Source organism: Brenneria sp. hezel4-2-4 (genome assembly GCF_013155275.1).
GTDB lineage: Bacteria > Pseudomonadota > Gammaproteobacteria > Enterobacterales > Enterobacteriaceae > Brenneria.
In genome coordinates this window covers 344,444-364,210 of the sequence record NZ_JABJXS010000004.1, presented here as the reverse complement: position 1 = coordinate 364,210, position 19,767 = coordinate 344,444, and the positions used below count along the sequence as shown (strand labels likewise).

Annotated in this window: 12 protein-coding genes and 1 tRNA gene; 4 read left to right on the top strand and 9 right to left on the bottom strand. The window is 46.2% G+C overall.

Annotated features, from left to right (window positions below):
• Positions 1-488: 488 nt before the first annotated feature.
• The 4 genes from dndB to dndE are packed head-to-tail and all read left to right on the top strand — an operon-like array spanning position 489 to position 5,557.
• A complete protein-coding gene (gene dndB, locus HOY33_RS11330; protein WP_114683290.1) occupies positions 489-1,574 on the top strand; it encodes a DNA sulfur modification protein DndB in 1,086 nt (361 codons plus the stop codon).
• The gene (dndC, locus tag HOY33_RS11325) at positions 1,571-3,205 is read left to right on the top strand and encodes a DNA phosphorothioation system sulfurtransferase DndC (RefSeq protein WP_172290310.1); all 1,635 of its coding nucleotides are present in this window, start codon (positions 1,571-1,573) and stop codon (positions 3,203-3,205) included. The genes dndB and dndC overlap by 4 nt, the downstream gene beginning before the upstream one ends.
• Positions 3,195-5,204, top strand: coding sequence for a DNA sulfur modification protein DndD (gene dndD / locus HOY33_RS11320; RefSeq protein ID WP_172290309.1), 2,010 nt, complete (start codon positions 3,195-3,197; stop codon positions 5,202-5,204). The genes dndC and dndD overlap by 11 nt, the downstream gene beginning before the upstream one ends.
• Positions 5,204-5,557, top strand: coding sequence for a DNA sulfur modification protein DndE (gene dndE / locus HOY33_RS11315; protein ID WP_024156435.1), 354 nt, complete (start codon positions 5,204-5,206; stop codon positions 5,555-5,557). The genes dndD and dndE overlap by 1 nt, the downstream gene beginning before the upstream one ends.
• A gap of 58 nt (positions 5,558-5,615) precedes the next feature.
• On the opposite strand, the gene HOY33_RS11310 is transcribed toward dndE, so the two are convergent.
• The 9 genes from HOY33_RS11310 to lptF form a co-directional block, all read right to left on the bottom strand.
• Positions 5,616-6,827, bottom strand: a complete 1,212-nt coding sequence (locus HOY33_RS11310; RefSeq protein WP_172290308.1) for a DNA phosphorothioation-associated DGQHR protein 1 — start codon at positions 6,825-6,827, stop codon at positions 5,616-5,618.
• Positions 6,824-7,315: a hypothetical protein gene (locus HOY33_RS11305; RefSeq protein ID WP_172290307.1), complete on the bottom strand. Its 492-nt coding sequence runs from the start codon at positions 7,313-7,315 to the stop codon at positions 6,824-6,826. Before HOY33_RS11305 ends, HOY33_RS11310 begins: the two co-directional genes overlap by 4 nt.
• A 28-nt stretch (positions 7,316-7,343) precedes the next feature.
• Complete coding sequence (dptH, locus tag HOY33_RS11300) at positions 7,344-12,428, bottom strand: DNA phosphorothioation-dependent restriction protein DptH (RefSeq protein ID WP_172290306.1); 5,085 nt, start codon at positions 12,426-12,428, stop codon at positions 7,344-7,346.
• Positions 12,409-13,734 (bottom strand): DNA phosphorothioation-dependent restriction protein DptG, encoded by a 1,326-nt coding sequence (dptG, locus tag HOY33_RS11295; RefSeq protein ID WP_172290430.1) that lies wholly within the window; start codon positions 13,732-13,734, stop codon positions 12,409-12,411. The genes dptH and dptG overlap by 20 nt, the downstream gene beginning before the upstream one ends.
• Before the next feature lie 4 nt (positions 13,735-13,738).
• On the bottom strand, positions 13,739-15,388 hold the full coding sequence (gene dptF, locus HOY33_RS11290) for a DNA phosphorothioation-dependent restriction protein DptF (protein WP_172290305.1): 1,650 nt from the start codon (positions 15,386-15,388) through the stop codon (positions 13,739-13,741).
• Between the two features lie 217 nt (positions 15,389-15,605).
• The gene (locus HOY33_RS11285) at positions 15,606-16,871 is read right to left on the bottom strand and encodes an integrase arm-type DNA-binding domain-containing protein (RefSeq protein WP_172290304.1); all 1,266 of its coding nucleotides are present in this window, start codon (positions 16,869-16,871) and stop codon (positions 15,606-15,608) included.
• A gap of 199 nt (positions 16,872-17,070) precedes the next feature.
• Positions 17,071-17,155 (bottom strand) — tRNA-Leu (locus tag HOY33_RS11280).
• A 227-nt stretch (positions 17,156-17,382) separates the two neighbouring features.
• Positions 17,383-18,453 (bottom strand): LPS export ABC transporter permease LptG, encoded by a 1,071-nt coding sequence (lptG, locus tag HOY33_RS11275; protein WP_172290303.1) that lies wholly within the window; start codon positions 18,451-18,453, stop codon positions 17,383-17,385.
• Complete coding sequence (gene lptF, locus HOY33_RS11270; protein WP_172290302.1) at positions 18,453-19,553, bottom strand: LPS export ABC transporter permease LptF; 1,101 nt, start codon at positions 19,551-19,553, stop codon at positions 18,453-18,455. The genes lptG and lptF overlap by 1 nt, the downstream gene beginning before the upstream one ends.
• Positions 19,554-19,767: the final 214 nt, after the last annotated feature.

Sequence of the window (19,767 nt, the reverse complement as noted above, 5' to 3'; positions counted from 1 at the left end):
CTCCCTGCTCGCCCTTTTCTCAATGACGCCACCTATGTCGGAATGGAAGGGGTGTTACTGGGTCAGTTGTGCAAGATTGAAGCAAACAGCCTCTCCGCACGATTTAAGGTGCGTGAGATTCGTCATAAGCTGATTTGGCTATGCAGCTACAACTTGATGCTGGGAACTTCAATGATTAACTGGATGGAAAACCTGAAGCGGATGAATCATGAGGAGATTTACTTTTGGCTGAGGAAACTCTAGGAAGAAAATGAGGTACTTACAAAACTGATGCATGAAAATATATTTACATCCAATTGAATATAAAGCAAAAAACAACTCCATATAGAATAGTTCACCTCTGTGCGAATTTGGTTTATAAAACTAAATTTCGGGCATATATCGGAATACAGTACGCAATTTTTTACGTGAAAAAACTGTAATTTTTGCCCTGAGTTACGTAAAATATCACGTAACCAAATTCATTCGATTTTTATACGGATTACAGCATGGCTAGTGTTGATGCAGATTACTGCTACTCTTTTCCAGCTATACGTGGCATTCAGGCTGGTCGTCCTTTCTACATCGCCACGTGCCCGATGCGCATCATTCCCAAGATATTCAGCTTTGATGAAAATGACGTACCGCCTGAGCTACGCGCACAGCGCACACTGAATAAATCGCGTATCCCCGAAATGGTGCGTTATCTTCTGGAAAATCCAAAAGATTATGTATTCTCTGCGCTTACAGCATCCATTGCCGTTGACGTCCAGTTTGATGAGCACCCAGGTACAAACAACCTGGGAACGTTATGCGTACCGATGGATGCGCAAATTCTGATCAATGACGGCCAGCATCGTCGTAAAGCAATTGAAGATGCTTTAGAAGCACGCCCAGAGTTGGGGCAGGATAACATTCCGGTGCTGTTTTTTGTCGATGAAGGATTAAAACGCAGCCAACAGATGTTTGCCGATCTGAATAAATACGCTATTCGTCCCAGCCCGTCACTGGCATCGTTGTATGATCATCGGGATGCCAGTTCAAATCTGGCACGTTATCTGGCAATGTCCGTAGAGCCGTTTGTCGGAATGACTGAGCTGGAAAAATCCGGTATCAGTCAGCGGTCAAATAAATTATTTACGTTAAGCAGCATCAAACAAGCTACCCGTGCGTTGCTGGGAAAAGATCCTAAAGAGGGCAATTTTGAAGAATGTACCCAGATAGCAACTCGCTATTGGCAGGCTATTTATCATGTAATGCCGGACTGGCAGTTAGCCGCAAAAAAAGAAGTTTCACCGGTTCAACTACGTCAGGACTATGTTCACGCTCACGGCATTGGTTTGCAGGCACTCGGACAGCTGGGGTATGCCCTGCTGATAGACTACCCCGAGCAGTGGCCGGAGAAAATTGCTGCACTCAAAACCTTTAATTGGCGCAGAAACAATCCGGATCTGATCAAACGCGCGATGCAGCACGGCAAGCTGAGTAAAACCAGTACGGCGATCCAGCTTACCTGCAATGCACTAAAAACCGCGCTCTCAATTCCCCTCACTCCTGAAGAACAGGAGCTTGAAGCTCAAATGGTTGTCTCATGAGTAAATTAGTTCAGGCCTACGATTTGGCCGAATACGAAGATTTTATTAATCAGGAGCAGTTCGCTGGACGCCCTCTGGCCGAATATGTTGCTGAGGTCCAAAGAATTTATTGTGCGGATAAGCGACCGTGGGTAATTGGCTATAGCGGAGGGAAAGATTCTTCCGCCGTGATCACGCTGGTGTATCTGGCCCTGCTCGGCCTGCCCCCGGAAATGCGCAGTAAAGATGTTTTTCTGGTGTCATCCGATACGCTGGTGGAAACACCAGTGGTCGTGGATCTGATTAAGAAAACAATGTTGCAGATTGAGGCAGGCGCAAAACGTAATGGCCTGCCGATCACTCAACATGCCGTGATGCCTAAAACTAATGAAACCTTCTGGGTCAATTTACTAGGGAAAGGTTATCCGGCCCCAACCCGTAGTTTTCGCTGGTGTACCGAGCGTATGAAAATCAATCCGGTGAGCGACTTTATTAAAGATAAGGTCAGCCAGTTTGATGAGGTGATTGTTGTCCTCGGCTCACGTAGCAGCGAGAGTGCCTCCCGTGCGCAGGTCATCGCAAAGCACAAAATTGATGGCTCACGCCTGGCCCGACATACCACGCTGGCAAATGCGTTTATCTATACCCCTATTGATACCTGGGATGTAGAAGACGTCTGGAAACTTCTGCGCGGCGCGTTCCGCTATGCTCCTGAAGATATCGACGAATGGGAAAGCCCGTGGGGTGGAAACAATCGTCCTCTGTGGACGCTGTATATGGACTCTTCCGCGCAGGGTGAGTGTCCCTTGGTGATCGACGAAAGTACCCCCTCTTGCGGGAACTCTCGCTTTGGCTGCTGGACCTGTACCGTAGTCACCAAAGATAAAGCGATGGAAAGTCTGATCAAAAATGGCGAAGAGTGGATGTCGCCATTGCTGAAATATCGTGATCTACTGGCTTTTACCACCGATCCCGTGAATAAAGACACCTATCGCAACTATAAACGCCGCACCGGTAAGGTGAGCTATCAATACGCTAAAGACGGCGAAGATCGCAGCGCAGAGCGTAAGCATGTTCCTGGTCCCTACTGGCTCAAATACCGTCAGCAGTGGTTAAAAGATTTACTGGAAATTGAGCGCGATTTAAACGCCCAGGGCCACACGATTACATTAATTACCCAGCCAGAGCTACATGCTATCCGTCAGGAATGGTTGAAAGATCCTAATGAGCCAGACTGGCACGACACGTTGCCGGATATTTACCGCGAGATATATCAGCAGGATCTGAACTGGGTGGTTGACGATCAGTCGCGCTTTGACGCCAGCGATGCTAATTTGCTGGCCCAGATAACGCAAGGATTCGACGTAGTACCTGAAATGGTGATGAAACTGATAGAGCTAGAAACTTCGATGGAAGGGTTAAGTCGTCGTCAGGGGATTTTTGACAAGCTCGGCACAATTTTGAAGCAGGACTGGGGCAGTCTGGAAGAGATCCAGCAGCAACAAGCAACACTGCAAAAACGCAACGATCGGGATATTCATCAGGACGAAGTTGAAAAGCTGGAAGATGAACTCCAGATTTTACAGCGCAGAATTGTCGATGCGGGTGAATCATCCGTGCTTGTCGATGAGGAAAATGAACGTGCTCATTAAGCAACTGGTATTGCATAATTTTCGGGTATTTAGTGGTACACATACCATCGATCTGGCTCCCAGAAAGCGCCCGCATGAAGTAAACCCTCGTCCAATTGTGCTGTTTGGTGGTTTAAATGGCGCAGGGAAAACGTCTATTCTGTCGGCAATTCGACTGGCACTGTATGGGCGTTTAGCGTTTGGCCCGGCAATGCAGCAGCAGGAGTATGTTGAACAACTCGGTGCACTGGTGCACAACGGGACGTATACAGCAGAGCATCCGGATGAGGCCGCCGTAGAACTAACCTTTACTTACAACCAAAACGGCCATGAGACTGAATTCACCGTCACGCGTAGCTGGAAGAAAGGAAAGAAAGACCGTCTCTCTTTGCAGCAGGATGGACAACCGCGTAGTGAACTCAGTTATGACCAGTGTCAGGGGTTTTTGAATGAATTAATTCCTCACGGTGTTGCCGATCTTTTCTTTTTTGATGGAGAGAAGATTGCAGAGTTGGCGGAAGATGAATCCGGTAATATTCTGCGTACAGCGGTGCGTCGTTTGTTGGGACTGGATCTGATCGCCAGACTGCAAAATGACCTGATGATTTTTGTCAAACGCCAGCAAACCGCGCAGTTAGGTGGCTCCCAGCAACAGCAGGTCGAAGCGCTTGAGACAAAGATTAAAACGCTTGCCGGTCAGGCAGAGAAATTGCTGGAAGAGGCCGATTTCGTCAACTCGCGGATTGAATTTTTATCCCAGGACATTATTCGCCATGAGGGATTGTTAAATGCGCAGGGCGGCGCATTTGCCCAGACCAAAGCACAGGAAAAACAGAAAGTTGAAACGCTGTTAAAAGAAAAAGAGCGTCTTGAAAAAGCGTTACGACAGGAATGCGATGGATCGTTGCCCTATGCGTTAGCGCCTAATACGTTGTCGCGGTTGCTGGAAAAAATTGCCAATGAAGCACAGATCAAGCAGGCGAAAAATTTTGAGATGGAGTTAAATCAATTTTTAACTCAACTCAAAAATGAGATCGCGTTCCGTTCCAGTAATGAGAGCAGTACCAGAGCCATTGCTACCGAAGCGATTACTAATAATTTGGACGCATATATGGCGGCCAAACCAAAAGGTGATTTGCTGTTTGATATTTCTGAACGTGAAGCCGGTATGCTCCAGCAATCAATTGAGCAGGATAGCAAAAAAGCTTGGCAGCGTTTTGATATGTACCGCCATCAATTAACGGATATTGAACAACAACTGGAGCAGGCCGCTGCTAACATTGCTCGCGCCCCGGAAGACGAGCAGTTAATGGATCTCTTTGCAGCATTACGCGATCTCGATCATAAGCGTGAAAAACAGCGGCAAAAATATCGCTCGTTGCTGGAAGAGGCTAAACGGACGAAACAACAGCAACTGGACTGTGTTCGTCAGGTACAGAAAGCACATGACATCACCCGTAGCCAACATGGTTTGAGTAGCGCATTTAAAAATGCACAGGAGACTATTAACCTGCTCGATTACTACAGCGATGTGCTAACACAGGCGCGAGTGAAAAAATTATCTGCTAACTTTGAAATTGCCTACCACAAGCTGGCTCGTAAAGAGGATTTACAGCTCAATGCGCACATAAATCCACAGACATTTGATGTTGAACTGGTGGATGAAAAGGGTTCAGTGATTAATCGTAAGCTGCTTTCTGCGGGTGAAAAGCAGATTTATGCGATTGCTATTCTTGAGGCGCTGGCAAAAACCTCTGGGCGTGATTTCCCGGTGATTATTGATACACCGTTAGGGCGTCTGGATTCTCAGCACCGGGATAAGTTGATTAATCATTATTTCCCGGAGGCCAGCCATCAGGTTGTGCTGCTATCCACCGATACTGAAGTGGACGAGCGTTATTTCGTCGATCGACTGCGTGATGATATTTCTCATGCGTATGAGATTGTGTTTAATGCGCATACCAAATCATCTGCGCTGAAACCCGGTTATTTCTGGGAACTAACTAAGGAGGCTGTCTGATGCTCCCGAATCGAATGGTGCTTAGTCGTCAGACTGAAGACCAGCTCAAGAAGTTAAAAGGATATACTGGGATTACGCCAAATGTCGCGGCTCGACTGGCATTTTTCCGCTCGGTGGAGAGTGAGTTTCGCTATTCGCCTGAGCGGGATAGTAAGAAGCTGGATGGATCGCTAGTGCTGGATAAAATTACGTGGCTTGGAGAAACACTGCAAGCTACAGAACTGGTGTTAAAGATGCTTTATCCACAATTGGAGCAGAAGGCGATGATTAAGGCATGGGCTGCGCATGTTGAGGATGGGATTGCTGCGTTGAGGAATTATCGGAGTTTAAAGGATTTGGTTCAAGTACTATAAAAACTCGCAAGGTCTGAGCATGTTATTTTTCATATCAGGCCTTGCGAAATATATCATCCTATTTGAGTAACCTCACATAGTCGTTATAATCTTTGTGTTCAACTAGATCAGTAAGAGATTTCAATTTTAATTTAATCAATGATATGTTCTTCATTCGTGTTGCACCAATTCCTGATGCAGTAAAGAAAATATCAGAAAAATCAATATCCACAAGCAGTTCTAATTTTTCATCAATACCATTGAGCTCATAATCAGATGTCGACAGTAAATATTGCCTAAGAATTTCAAACTGCGTTTGAAAACCGATTGTTTTTAATAAATAGCTGTTATCCGATTGCTGAATCCATAATATCTCTTTGATTTTAGTGAAATATTTTCTTATTATCCCTTCAATTTCATCGTCTTTATATTCTATATATAAACCTCTTAACGGCTGGGAAATCATTTTTCTTGATAGAGCACTTCGTCCATTTTTATTTTTGAAGTTAAGAAGTTCATCTCTATCCTTCTTGGGATTATTAGTTATCAATTTCATCACACCATCAACAATAGTTGATAGAGAAATTAATTTCATAGAGGAACTAGTATCATCAATGTCGGAAGGAGCCCCTAGCTTTATTTTATCTTTCAAGGGTTCACAATACTTATTTAATCTTCTAGCTATAAATACAGCTAATTTCTCTGGTGACCATTCTTTCTTATCTTCTTCTTCAACTCTAAATCCATATAAATCATATGCAAGGCTTTTATTAACATTTTTTTGATTAAAATTGATGGTAGCGAAAATATATGCCTGATATGGCGCAGGAAGATCAATAAATACAGAACATAAAAGTTCCATACTTTCACGTTCTGAATACCCAAACCCTGATAGTCGATGCTGCCCATCAATTATTGTTGCTACAACATTGTTTTCCGAAGGTATAACTAAGGTATATAAATCCCCATTCTTTTCCACTCGCCATCTAATATCATAATCCTCGACCAAATTCCCGTCCTTATCAAAATTGGCACCAAGAATTATAGAATTTGGGAATGTTGACTCAACACTGTCAATATATTGGCCTATTTGTTTGCTACGTTTTAAATCCAACTCACGCTGGTTACCTTTTAAAAGCGAAAAGATTCCTTCTTGAAGATCGGATTTTTTATATTCAGCTCTAGAGCTAAAAGCAACTTTTGATAATAGATCCGAACGCATAGAAACTGCATAAAATGATCCAATTGGTTGCTCTATTTTAATTGCTGGAAGTCTAATTTCATTACTCATACGCTCCCCCCAAGCATCTCATTAATGCCTTTTGGATCATATCTTGATGTATTAACATGGTTAAGCAGCCAAACTAACATTGTAAAAAATAAAGAGATATGAACCCAACCCATCCCCCAGAATAATGGAGTCCCATTTGTTACAACACCTTTAACATATCCGATGCACAATAATATCACACCTAGCAAAACTATTAATTTAGTTACTCCAGGAGATTTAGCATCATCATTTTTATCCATAAAAAGCCTTGCTTCTAATATTATAAACAACGTCACAAGACCAAATGTTAAAACATTCATTGGATCAAAAACTGCATTCGCGCCAGAAGCCCCTAAAAAAGGAGGAAGCCATAGCCCCATACTTCCTAGGAAAAAATATGCAATAAACTCTCGCCAGAAAGAAAGAGCACACACAGCATTTACACATCTTATCCCAGTAGACTTAATGTAACTGTCACTTGATGTAATAGTATTAGAGTCATCACTCATCTAACACCTCCATAAATCATAACTAGAATCATATCAGCTCCCAAAAAGCCCGATCACGCATCTTCTTAACCCGCTTATCCCCATCCACATACAGGCTAAAATGCTTCTCAAGCTGCCGAATCTCTCCCATCAAAGACTCCTGCTCACCTTTATCATCGACGTTAAATACCGCCTTAATATCCGCATTCCTAATCTCGGAAACACGATGGATCACCCAAGTTAAGATATATGAGGCATAGTTATTTTCACCAGTCTTAAAGTGGGTTATCTCCTGAGTTGACAGGATCGCACCAACGCCATACTCACGGCCCTCTTTAAGGATCTTACGGAGGCTGGAAAAATCCTGACGCATAAAGTTATCGGCTTCGTCCACCAGAATCATTTTGGTGAGCTGACGATAATCCCCCCGCACGACTGGTTTACCGCGCTTTTGCATCTGCGCGTAAAACAGATCCAGCGTGAGCGCGACTACCAAGTTTTGCACTTCTGGCGGGTAACCAGCCAGTTCGATCACGGTGACGCCGTCAATCAATTCGTACAAGCTGGTCATCTTCTCCGGGATAGTCTCGAATATCTTGTAACGCGCCAGTTTAGAAAGAGCTGCGTAAAGCGAATCTTCTTCAACCTTATCCTGATCGAGGAAGCGCTGCCATACATCTTCAATTGTCGGCGCAGTCCTTGACCATGTTGTCGAATCTTCCGCCGAAATACCTGCCGCTTCGTAGCATTCTAAAATCAGATTTTCTAATTTGAGCTGCTGTTTATGGCCTAGCCCATAGGCTTTCGCCATCGTTTCCGATAGTCCACCAGCGGTGTGGATTGGTAACATTGGCGTGTCGCCAAACAGAGATAAGGGGTTGTAAGGCAGCTTGAATAACTTGTACTTTTTGGCCTCCGTAGCATCAATAAAAGCCTCGTCCACATAGTCTGATTTGTAGTCGAAGATCAGCAAACCAATAGGTTTACCATCAACGTTACAGGACTGATTACGCATCAACTGTGTGACCAACGATTTAGTAAACTGGGTTTTACCAGTGCCCATCGTTCCAATAATGCCGGTATTGGTATTCATGAACTTCGCGGTGTTGGTTGGCTCCCAATGTAATGGGCTCCGACGCACTGCATCATGACCAAACAGGATCTGTAATGGAGTATCGCTAATATCAGGTGTCACCACCGGTACAGCAGGCTCTAACGACTCCGACTCAGGTTCCGAAATGGACTGTGCAGCAGTCGGCGTTGTGACTTCTACCACGACTTCGGGTTTTGACGGACTGGCATCACACTCAGGCTTAAGTCGGTATTTTTCCGGTACCCGGTAACGTTCCACCAACGGTGATTCATGCCCTTGCGCAGCAATCAACGAAGGCAGTAGTGAATAAGGGATTTCGATCTGTAAAATATTCTCCGCTGTCTCTTTATAAGAGAGATCGAAGCAGGTTGCGCTGTCTACATGCGCCACGACGAAGCCGTCCGCATAGTCGGCCAACTCACCTAACTGATAGTCGCCTGTTAACCACCATTCGCGTCTATCCAGCAAGGGAGCCAGTTTGTTGCTGTCCAGCACACCGTACAAACGCAATTTCTCCACCTGCATCAACACCTGACGAATAAAGAGCGCCCGGTACAATTGTGATGCCAGCGTTTGTGGTTCCAGAATGTCCTGCTGTAAATAACGTTTCAGCTCACGAGCCTGTTGGCCTGCATAGCTGTAGTCAGGCCGCGCCCCGGTTTTAACTTCTAGCGGTAGCAGATAGAGGCGGTTTTCTTTAAAACCCACAAAGAGCACATCATCAGATATTGCGCCGTTACGATAACCCTGTAAATTTCTCGATAAATCGCTCTCTTTCATTTTCAGCCCGACATTGCCGGACACACGGATCATTTCGGCCACCGATAACGGAATCCAGCAAATGTCGGACTGGTGCAACATAGATTGCACAAATTTGTACGCACCTATAATACCGTGCTTCTCTTTACGCTCTCTTTCATTGGAGCGCAGCATTTTCAGCAGCCATTCGCCGTTAAAGGCATTAAATTCAGCCAGCAAATGCTGACTATCAACAGCAGGTTGCCCTGACTGGCTTCCGGTCTGGAGCAACCGCAGGAACAAATCAACCTGCTTCGTGACGGTGACGGCATCGTAGCCTGCGCAACTGGTGTACTGGTCAGAATAGTGGATAAGCACCACATCTTTCTGACTGGTGAAAAAGTCGAGAGTGACTTTTGGATCAATAATGGTGGTCCAGAGCGCACTACTGTAGGAGTAATTGAGCAGCTGTTTAAAATTGCCGCTCACAGCCAGGCCGATCCCTTGTCCATGATACTGGCTGTTGCTTTGACGTGCAGGTTGCCACAGGCAGCCGATTAGTCGGGCAAGACGCAGGGCGCAGTAGGACTCAGTATCCACATCACGCAGTCCAAACGCGGTAAAGTAAGCATCCCCCTGCGTTTCGGCACCTTCCCCAGCGATCAACCCATGACACAATACCCCACTGGACGCATCTTCAATGCGGATCTGGCGGCAATCCACAGGTGCTGTATTGGTGAAAAATGCCAGATGTGCATAGGCCAGCTTGTCGCTTTCTGACGGCAGGACAAACTTGCTGAACGTTAACCGGCTACGCAGCAGGTCAATCAGCATATCGGCTTCCGCCCGCCATACGCCGCTGTTCAGATCGAGATCGTTTTTAAGCTGCTCATAGCTACCACTTTCTGCGAAGTGATCGAACATATTGGGTAGCAAACGTTCATCGTAGCAGTTCACATGAACCGAAATAGCCTTCTCTTTTTCTTGCTTAAAATATTCTACTAATCCCAGAAACAGTTCTTTGGCGTTCCCTTGATTAATGGCATTGATAATCAACGCACTGTTTTCAGCGCTCTGGAACAACCGGGCGTAAGCGTCCGTGAACTCATTAAGTTTGTCTTTTACCAGACGTTTAACGTAGTCATGGCTGACCTGCCGCTGGGGAACCACATCAATCCAGAAGCGGTTTTCATCCACCGGCTGTAGTTGCGCGTATTCATGCTCACTGTGATAAACAAACGGTACTAACCCGGAAACCATCAAGCGATCAAGAGTGATCGGCGGTAGTGTGGCAAATGATGCCGAATCGTGCTGTTCCGACTCCGCAACGATAGTTTCTGCCAGTTGTAGATGGTAGGCCAGGACCAGAGGATGCAGCGGAGAGAGGCGCTCATGGCTATCATTGCGGCAGATCCCAAGATGCAGAAGACGTTTCTCTTGTGCTGTCAGCGCTCTGCTCAGGCCTATTTGCTGGAGTGACTGTTCAAACGTAGTAACAATGTAGCTGACTAGTGTGCGATATTCCGTTGACCACGACACCAGACTCGGCAGGGTGTTACGACGATGATAGTAGGCAAATAACTGCTCATAAGCGTTATGGAGATCGGGGTATCTAGCAAGAAGTTCATTCAGCGCAAACTCGCTATCGTCACTTCCCGTACCTAGCAGACGTTGCTCAATTAATGAGGCTTCCAGTATCAACAACTGCTGGCGTACACCGACGACCTTGTGTTCAGTATTATCGAGGATGATGCGCCCTTTTAGTCGGTTCCAAGTTGCATTGCCCTCTTCCTTAAACAATTTGTTGAAACGACTTTGGTCAAAAAGCAGTGGCAGCGTTAGCCCTTCTTCTGCTCCCGGTCCCTCTATGTTAAACGACAGACGGGTATCGCCGGAAACGATCGCAAACTGAACCAGGTCACTTTGATTTGCCAGCGTCTCAAAATTCACCTGAGCATAATGCTGGCAGTCTATGTCTTCGCTCTCGTCATTCAACGTACAGGTCAGGTTGCCAGACTCGGCAATACGCAGAGTGTTATCTTCCAGTTGCAGGGTTATTTGTTCTTTACCTGGTTCAATGCGGTAACAGTGCTGAATATCGTTCAGCCAGAATTGTCCCTGCTCGACCAACAACAGACGAAATTTATACTCTTCAGCGGAATTATTGCGGTTGGTCAGTTCGAGACTAAAGAAGCAAGGATGCCCGTCAAAAGGCACCGATGCCATAATGCGTGAAGTCTTGCCTCCCGCCCGGCTGGTGCGCCAGAAAGGTGCATTCTTTAACTGGCGATTATGGGCAATCTTTATCTGGTTATCCTGAAGGTCATTACCCTGAAAATTGAACTCCAGCTCAGCCTTTGATTGCCCTGGCTGCACCTGCACCAGCAGACTGATGTCACGTTTGCCTGCCTTACTGGCGCTTTTCGCCCGTTGCCAAACCTCGCCGTTTTCGACGGAGACGTTCTCCAGCACCAGTTTTTGTTCACTATTCTGTGCTTTCTCTTTCCTATAGTCGGAGAAATCGAGCTCACGCCAGTCATCTTTATCGTAAAAATGCTCCTGAATGAATTTTGTACTAAACTCAGGCAGCACATTCTCCAGCTGTCCACTGTAGCGTTCAACACTATCTTCTATCTGGCGATATAATTTCCGGTTTTCATTCAGTCGGGTGCGTAGTTGCTTCTGGCTGTAGTTCAGTAGTTCATCATCTTTAAACAGATGAAGCTCAGAGAAATCCAGATTGCCATCATCCAGCAAGCGATACAGCGACGAGAAACCAAATACGGTCGCGCCTTCATCCAGTACCGTCGCCAGTTGATCCTCCAGCAAACAGCGGGACAATTCCGAACGGTTACTATTAGTAGTAATGAGCTTTTCCAGTTGATGACTGAAAGTTTGTGGGTACCAAATAGCATCCGGTGCCGCCACGTCTTTCGTGCTGTTAACCAGGGTATCGAGCATACTGTTGTGAATAATCAACAGCGCTGTTTGGGCAAAAACGCCGCTGCGCCCTGCAACTTCATCGCGCAAATGAGAAATGTAGTTTTCTGTGAATGCTGGGGCCTCGGCTCCGTGCAATACAGGAATAAGCTGAACACCATTGCAGGGGAGGCAATCAATATATTGCCCTGGCGCAATTTCCAACTGATTGCCGTCCGCCAGAGAGACGAATGCTTCCCACAGTTTTAGGGCATTATCGGGATCGGGAGATTTGAACTGGTAGCGCTCGCCGGGCTGAATGATGCCACCTACCCATTCAATAAAAGTTTCTGCCAGATAGGTTTCATACTGTTTTACGGACATACACGGCGTCTCCACTATCACTCATTCGCTCTACATTTCCCATGCGTTCATAAAACGCCACCAGCGTTTGCGCCGACTGGTTGTCCAGATAAAAACCACGCTGTTCAAAACCACGCAGCAGTTCATGCAGGCGGAGTTTGTCATTTTTGCCCACAGTGAGATTGGTCAGCAACAGAAGACGATCCTGATTCAGCACCAGCACTTTCCCTGCCCGACCACGGACCTGAATGAAACCTGTACAGATTTCTCTTTCCAACTCATTGATGTAATTACGGTTTACTGCTGCCCTATCTTTTTTATCTTGGAATTGTTCAAGAGCAACAGAAAAAAATTGATTGAAGACACCTTCTAGAGTTGATGCTTTTTCCCTAGCTTCGAGCTTCCGATTCTCAATAAATTCACTCAAATACTTATTAAGCGCATTTAATATCTGGAATGAAGTGTCTGGATAATTTAGTACATCCTGATAAACCTGCCATAATGGACGTTTTTTTTCGCCTTTTTCCCACTGTAATACCTCTAATGCAGAAAGCATGGGGAAAAGTTTTTCACTTTGACTTGAGAATAGTTTATAACCATATCGTTTCAACATATCACGTTCGGAGCTAGCCTTCTCACTATCAAGAATAAAAAACAACGATTTGCTTTTTGGAACTCCATCTTTCCAGTTATCAATATTGAGTGCTAATTGAGCACACCAGCTGAAGGCATACAATCGAAGAGTATTGGTTAGCTCTTGTAATAGATACTTTGGATGCTCTGCTAAAAATGAAAGATCTGACTGAAAACACTCCACCATATAGGGTAAATATGGTTGTTCTTCTGTAAATGGTCCCCTGCCCAAAAAAGGAGTAATATTTTTAGCAAGTTTACCTAACATTCTTTGCTCGATGAAATTTAAATTATCTTGTATTGGATAATTTAATGAAAACTCCCCTATCAGATTAGAAAATAGGATAGCAAGTCGCTTATCTGCTGTGGAGCCTACATTTATTTTATCATCAGAAAACTGCGCATGGAAAAGTAAAAAAAGCGGAGATACACGGAAAACATCATAGTTTGTAAAGTACATTCTTTCCAAGATCGACCAAAATTCTGAATCTTCAAGTACTCCCTGCAAATCAGATCTGCAGTCATCACGAAACTGAGAGAAATCGTAATCATCAATCTTATGTTTAAGTGCATAACTAAGTACCAGACCAGTAACTATTTTCCAATCAATATTATTATTGCTGTTACGCACTGGTAAGTAGCTATCGACTATATTGTTTCCAACTTTCAGTTTTTTTAGGGTAATGGGATATATCATGTTATCCCTCCATGCAGCTAATTGATATTATGTCGTCATCTGCTTTTGCGCGATAGACTCGGAATCTGCCATCATAAAATTTTATATCGCGGCTAGATTTAGCTTGTTCGGCAATTAATTCAACGAGTTCATCCAGCAGAACTATGGCATTTTTATCGTATTTATTCGGACGATATCCATTGTTCAATTTGTGCAAAAGTTCAAAGAGATTGAGCCCAATGTGAACAGGAGGAAGTGCGTTACACCCCACCTTTAAATATATATCAAAGCCGGTAGGATGAGCCGTGTGTTTATTACGAATAGAGTCCCAGTCAGGCTTTATCTCTACCGGCGCGGTTATTTTAACACCTCCGAACTCACCCAAAAAGAACTCTTCTTTTTGCATACTTAATTCAGGCGCTTTGCGGTTAGCATAGCGCTGGATACCAGCAATAAGCTCAAAAGCATAGAAGCGATTCAGTGACCTTTTTTGCTCCGGATCTGCTGTGTAATTACTATGCAAGTGCCAGATTTCTGAGTAACGTTCAAACAGCGATTCGTTAAAGAACGCGGAAAATTTCCGATGATAATCATTACCCAATGACTCGTACTGCAACAGCCAGAAAAGCCGGATCAAGCAGGTTGCGTCACCAGACTTAACGCTCTGGCGATCAAACTTAATGTGCAACGGCTCAAGTGCGGCTAAAAAATCATCGAGATCAGCATCAACCAGCCCCAGTTCATAGCGCAAAACAAACTGATCAAGTTCATAGGTGTGCAATCTGGCGGGATCAAAATCGGAAACTTTTTTAATCAGATCATTTTCTGCACCGGTGAAGAGATTATCAAATAAGTAGCCAGGCCCCATCAGCAGATGATGCAAAAAATCCAACAGCGTTCGGGTCGTTACAAATTGGTCTTTAATTAATCGCGCTTTAAAGAGCTGCGTAATTAATACATCCTGCACGCCTGGCATGCAAAGCAATTTAAAGTTTGCGACCTCTTTTAGATCTGGATTAATTGACTCATCGCGCCGAAAAATAAACTGAAATAAATTATTATCATCATCACGAGTTAAATTATCTAATAAGGTCTTAATAAATGATGAATATTGTTTATTTTCGTCAAACTGGAATTTAGGGTAATGTTCAAAATCAAAAAAAGAACAATTCTCGTTACGGTAAGGACGGCTTGCATCCTGCTGCCCTGATAAAAATGAGTCAATTGCAGACCGGATCACCCTGTGGCATTCAGCGCCTTCTCGGGCAAAGTTAGCAAGCATTCCGGTGTTGATGCCAATGAGCAACGGAGATGACTGCTGATGATGATTAGCAAATAACTCATTCAAAGCATCAATGGCTGATTGTCGAGGGGCAAAGCTATGAGTGGCATCCAGATGGAAATTAAACCGCCGCTGATAACGCGGATCTGACTGACAGCGGGTTAAAATTTCGGACTTTCCGTCCCCGCTACTACCGCATAAAAAAATGATTTCACCGGGTTTAGCAACATCCAGATAGCGTTGTAACTCGGTTTCAATCTCTTGTTTAACAAAGAGTTGTTCCTTTAACTGATCGAACTCATCCTTCTGACGGTGTGTCACGGTGGTGACGGAAAACGAAGATGACTTCGCAAGTACACCCAACGCTTTACGTAATGTGATTGCGCTCATGAGTTCATGTTCTCTAAAGTAAGAATTCACCTATTGTATAAAAGCTAACCCATGATATCTATAGGCTCTTTAACACATTCATCACGAGCAATTTCAACATTGTATATTTTCCTATCCGTCCACGAAACACATCCAGAGCTGGCGGATCAAATCCATCCATCAACCAGCTTCCAAAGTGAAGCTGGTTGATTAGTTGTATATTAATTAAACATATACACTAAATATTACCCCGATTGATTTTTGCATAGTCAAACGGCGTAATCCCACTCTCCCGATTCGCATCCAGATAATCCGCCCACCATTGCAGCATCAATCTTCGCTCGTCCAAATGCTCAGCCTTATGAATGTAAGCAGCTCTTACAGAGTTACGCTCCATATGGCTCATCTGCCGTTCTACCGCATCCCTCGACCACAACCCCGATTCAATCAACGAGCTACATGCCATCGTCCTAAATCCATGCCCGCAAACCTCAACCTTCGTGTCGTATCCCATCACGCGCAGCGCCTTGTTCACCGTGTTTTCACTCATCGGTTTACGAGGGTTGTGATCCCCAACGAAAACAAAATCGCGCTCGCCACTAAGCTTGTGAACCTGTCTGAGGATTGCTAAAGCCTGGTGAGACAATGGCACCAGATGAGGTGTACGCATTTTAGAACCACGTTGAGAGTGCTTCACTCCTTCAATAGCTTCTCGTTCCGCCGGTATCGTCCACATTGCCGTATCGAAATCGATCTCAGACCAGCGGGCAAAGCGCAATTCACTAGAACGAATAAAGATTAATAACGTGAGCTCAACAGCCAGACGGGTCATTTGGCGTCCCGTGTAACCGTCGATTCGATGAAGTAATTCAGGTAAGCGTTTCAAATCAAGCGCTGGACGGTGGACACGGTTACTGGAAGCGACAGCACCAGCCATTTCTTGAGCTGGGTTGTAATCAATCAAACCACTTTGCACTGCATAACGCATAATCGCATTAGTACGCTGCTGAAGACGTGAAGCAACTTCAAGTCGCCCTGTAGCCTCAACTACTTTAATAGGTACAAGGAGATCGCGTGTGCTGAAACTATCAATACTCCGCTTCCCAATTGTAGGGAACAGATTGTCTTCCAGGCTCTTCAGCACCCTCCGACTGTGTTCCTCTGACCATTTATTGTTAGTTGCATGCCACTCCCTGGCAACTGACTCAAAGGTAATGGCCTCTTTCGCCTTCTCCTCCTTTACAGCACGCTTATGTTCGCGAGGATCGATACCAGCAGCAACCAGCTTTCTGGACTCGTCCCTCTTCTGCCTCGCATCGGCTAACGAAGTTTCAGGATAAACCCCAAACGCCATCAGGTGCTGATTACCACCAAAGCGAAAACGGAACCGCCAGTATTTTGAGCCGTTGGGATGAATAAGCAAAAACATGCCATCCCCATCGACAAGGGTGTACTCCTTTTCCTGCGGTTTTGCAGAACGCACTTTGATATCTGTCAGAGCCATAAAAGTTCTCCTTCCATGTGCTGCCGTGAGTATATAAGTATTATCGAACCAGCATATATACTCGGTTCTATACTCACAAGCATGTTGATGTGGGGTAACTCAGATTGATGTCGGTTGACTGAAAAGCGGGGAAAAGCCTTGCGGGGACTGGATTTTAGACATAAAAAAAGACCTCAGTTGAGGTCTATTTACATACTAATGGTGCCGAAGGCCGGACTCGAACCGGCACGTATTTCTACGGTTGATTTTGAATCAACTGCGTCTACCGATTTCGCCACTTCGGCACTGAAAGTAGTATGCGGAAAACGGGTGCATTATACCTTTTGCCGACTCGGGCGCAACTCTAATCCGTCCGGTGCCGGGTTAAGTGCTGAAAAAATCATCTTTGGCAAGGTGTTATCGCGCTTTCGGGGGCAGGGAAGGGCACTTTTACGTTGTACCTGGATGTCGCCGCCGACAAAAAAGCGCTGAGCGGTTGCCCGGCCAGCGCCTTTTATCTGTTCAGTTTACCTTAACGACGTTTGAGCAGCAGCGCCACGCTGATGACCAAGAACACGGCGCTCGGTAATACGGCGCCCAGTATCGGAGGAATGCCGTACACCAGACTGAGCGGTCGAAAGATTTCATTCAGCAGGTAGAACAGGAAACCGAAACTGATGCCGATGACGATACGGGCGCCGGCCGGCACGCTGCGTAGCGGGCCAAAGATGAACGACAGCGCCATTAGCATCATTACGGCGACGGATAGCGGCGCAAATATCTTGCTCCACATATTGAGCTGGTAACGGCTCGATTCCTGTCCGCTTTGCTTCAGGTAGGCGGCGTAATCGCGCAGCCCGCGAATAGAAAGCGAGTCAGGTTCCAGCGCCACCACGCCCAGTTTATCGGGCGTCAGGTTGGTTCTCCATTCACCGCTCAGCGTCTGGCTGCCGCCAATCTGTTTTCCATCGCTCAGGTCGGACTCGTCAACCTGAGTGAGTTTCCATACGCCATTATCGAAAGAGGCGGACGCCGCATAGCGAACGGACAGCAGTTTGTTTTGTTGGTCGAAATGGTAAATATTGACGCCGGCAAGCTCGCTGTCGCCCACAACGCGTTCAATATAAATGAAGTCATTGCCGTCTTTTGCCCACAGGCCATTTTGCGTAGAGAGCATCGAACCGCCGTACATCATCTGCGAACGGTAGTTGCGCGCCATCTGCTCACCCTGCGGCGATACCCATTCGCCTATCGCCATGGTAAGTAATACCAGCGGAATGGCAGTTTTCATGACGGCGGAGGCGATTTGCAGACGGGTAAATCCCGCGGCCTGCATCACCACCAGCTCACTGCGGGTGGCCAGCGTTCCGAGACCCAGCAAAGCACCGAGCAGCGCGGCCATTGGGAAGAAGATTTCAATGTCTTTGGGTACGCTGAGCAACGTATAAAGCCCGGCGCCGAATGCCGAATAGCCGCCTTGTCCGACCTTACGTAACTGATCGACAAACTTGATGATGCCGGACAGGGATACCAGCATGAAGAGGGTCATCATGATGGTATTGAAAATGGTTTTACCGATATAGCGGTCCAGTACGCCAAACATCAGGCCGCTCCTTGTAATTTAAGACGGGCGCGCACTCTGCGCAGCGGAACGCTGTCCCATAGGTTGAGCGCCACCGCAATGCCGAAATACACCAGGTTCGTCAGCCAGATCCAAAGCATGGGATCTATTTTTCCTTTGCTGGCGTTGGAGCGCAGCGAGCTTTGCAGCAGGAAGAAAATCAGATATAGCAGCATCGCCGGCAGCATGCTCAACACACGCCCTTGCCGCGGGTTGACCGCGCTCAGCGGAACCACCATCAGCGCCATGATGAATACCGATACAATCAGCGTTAAACGCCAGTGAAACTCGGCCCGCGCGTCATGCTCGTTCGAATGCCACAGCGCCCGAATACTCATCTGTTCAACATCGCTGCTATCAAGCGTCACCGTTTGGTGACCAATCACCGCCTGATAGTTGGTGAAGTCCGTGATACGGAAATCGCGTAACAGCGCGGTTCCTTCATAGCGGGAACCGTTATCCAGCGTCACCACCTGCGAGCCTTCGCTATTCTGCGTGACGTGTCCGCGATCGGCCACCACCACGGAAGGCCGAGCGTTTCCGCTGGGCCGCAACTGCGCCAGAAACACGTGTTCAAACTCCTGACCGCTGACGTTGCCGACAAACAGCACCGCGTTGCCGCCCTGAGCCGACTGAAACTGTCCTTCGACCAATGTTGCCATGCCGGGGTTGGCTTTTGCTTCCGCCAGCACCACTTCCTGATGCCGAGAAGACCAGGGGCTGACCCACAGCACGTTGATGGTCGCTATTGCGGCCGTCAGCAGCGCCAGCGCCAGCGCGGCTTTTAGCAGCACGCGTTTTCCCAGCCCGCAGGCATGCATCACCGTGATCTCGCTTTCTGCATACAGACGGCCAAATGTCATCAATAACCCAAGAAACAGGCTTAACGGCAAAATGAGCTGGATCATCTCCGGCACGCCTAATCCCAGCAGGGAGATAACCAAATTTGTCGGGATCTCGCCGTCAACGGCGGCACCCAGTATCCGCACTAATTTCTGGCAAAAGAAAATCAGCAACAGAATGAAAAGGATGGCCAATTGGCTTTTAAATGTTTCCCGTACCAGATATCGAATGATGATCACGCTTAATTACGCCTGTGAAAACTTGTCTTTTTGCAGGAAAATAGATAGTTTCTTCGCTAACTCGCCATTTATACTCATTTGTGGCAACCTCGTAGCTAAAACTGTATTACAACATACTGTGTTTAGGCTGTTGTATCAGAACCTGCTTATAGTCACCAAAACAGATTCGTTACGTCGTCAAGATTAACACAGGTATGTTAACGCAACGGCGGGA

Coding starts and splice junctions, on each gene's coding strand:
- dndB (WP_114683290.1), top strand. CDS start 489: ATGGCTAGTGTTGATGCAGATTACTGCTACTCTTTTCCAGCTATACGT.
- dndC (WP_172290310.1), top strand. CDS start 1,571: ATGAGTAAATTAGTTCAGGCCTACGATTTGGCCGAATACGAAGATTTT.
- dndE (WP_024156435.1), top strand. CDS start 5,204: ATGCTCCCGAATCGAATGGTGCTTAGTCGTCAGACTGAAGACCAGCTC.
- HOY33_RS11310 (WP_172290308.1), bottom strand. CDS start 6,827: ATGAGTAATGAAATTAGACTTCCAGCAATTAAAATAGAGCAACCAATT.
- HOY33_RS11305 (WP_172290307.1), bottom strand. CDS start 7,315: ATGAGTGATGACTCTAATACTATTACATCAAGTGACAGTTACATTAAG.
- dptH (WP_172290306.1), bottom strand. CDS start 12,428: ATGTCCGTAAAACAGTATGAAACCTATCTGGCAGAAACTTTTATTGAA.
- dptF (WP_172290305.1), bottom strand. CDS start 15,388: ATGAGCGCAATCACATTACGTAAAGCGTTGGGTGTACTTGCGAAGTCA.
- HOY33_RS11285 (WP_172290304.1), bottom strand. CDS start 16,871: ATGGCTCTGACAGATATCAAAGTGCGTTCTGCAAAACCGCAGGAAAAG.
- lptG (WP_172290303.1), bottom strand. CDS start 18,453: ATGTTTGGCGTACTGGACCGCTATATCGGTAAAACCATTTTCAATACC.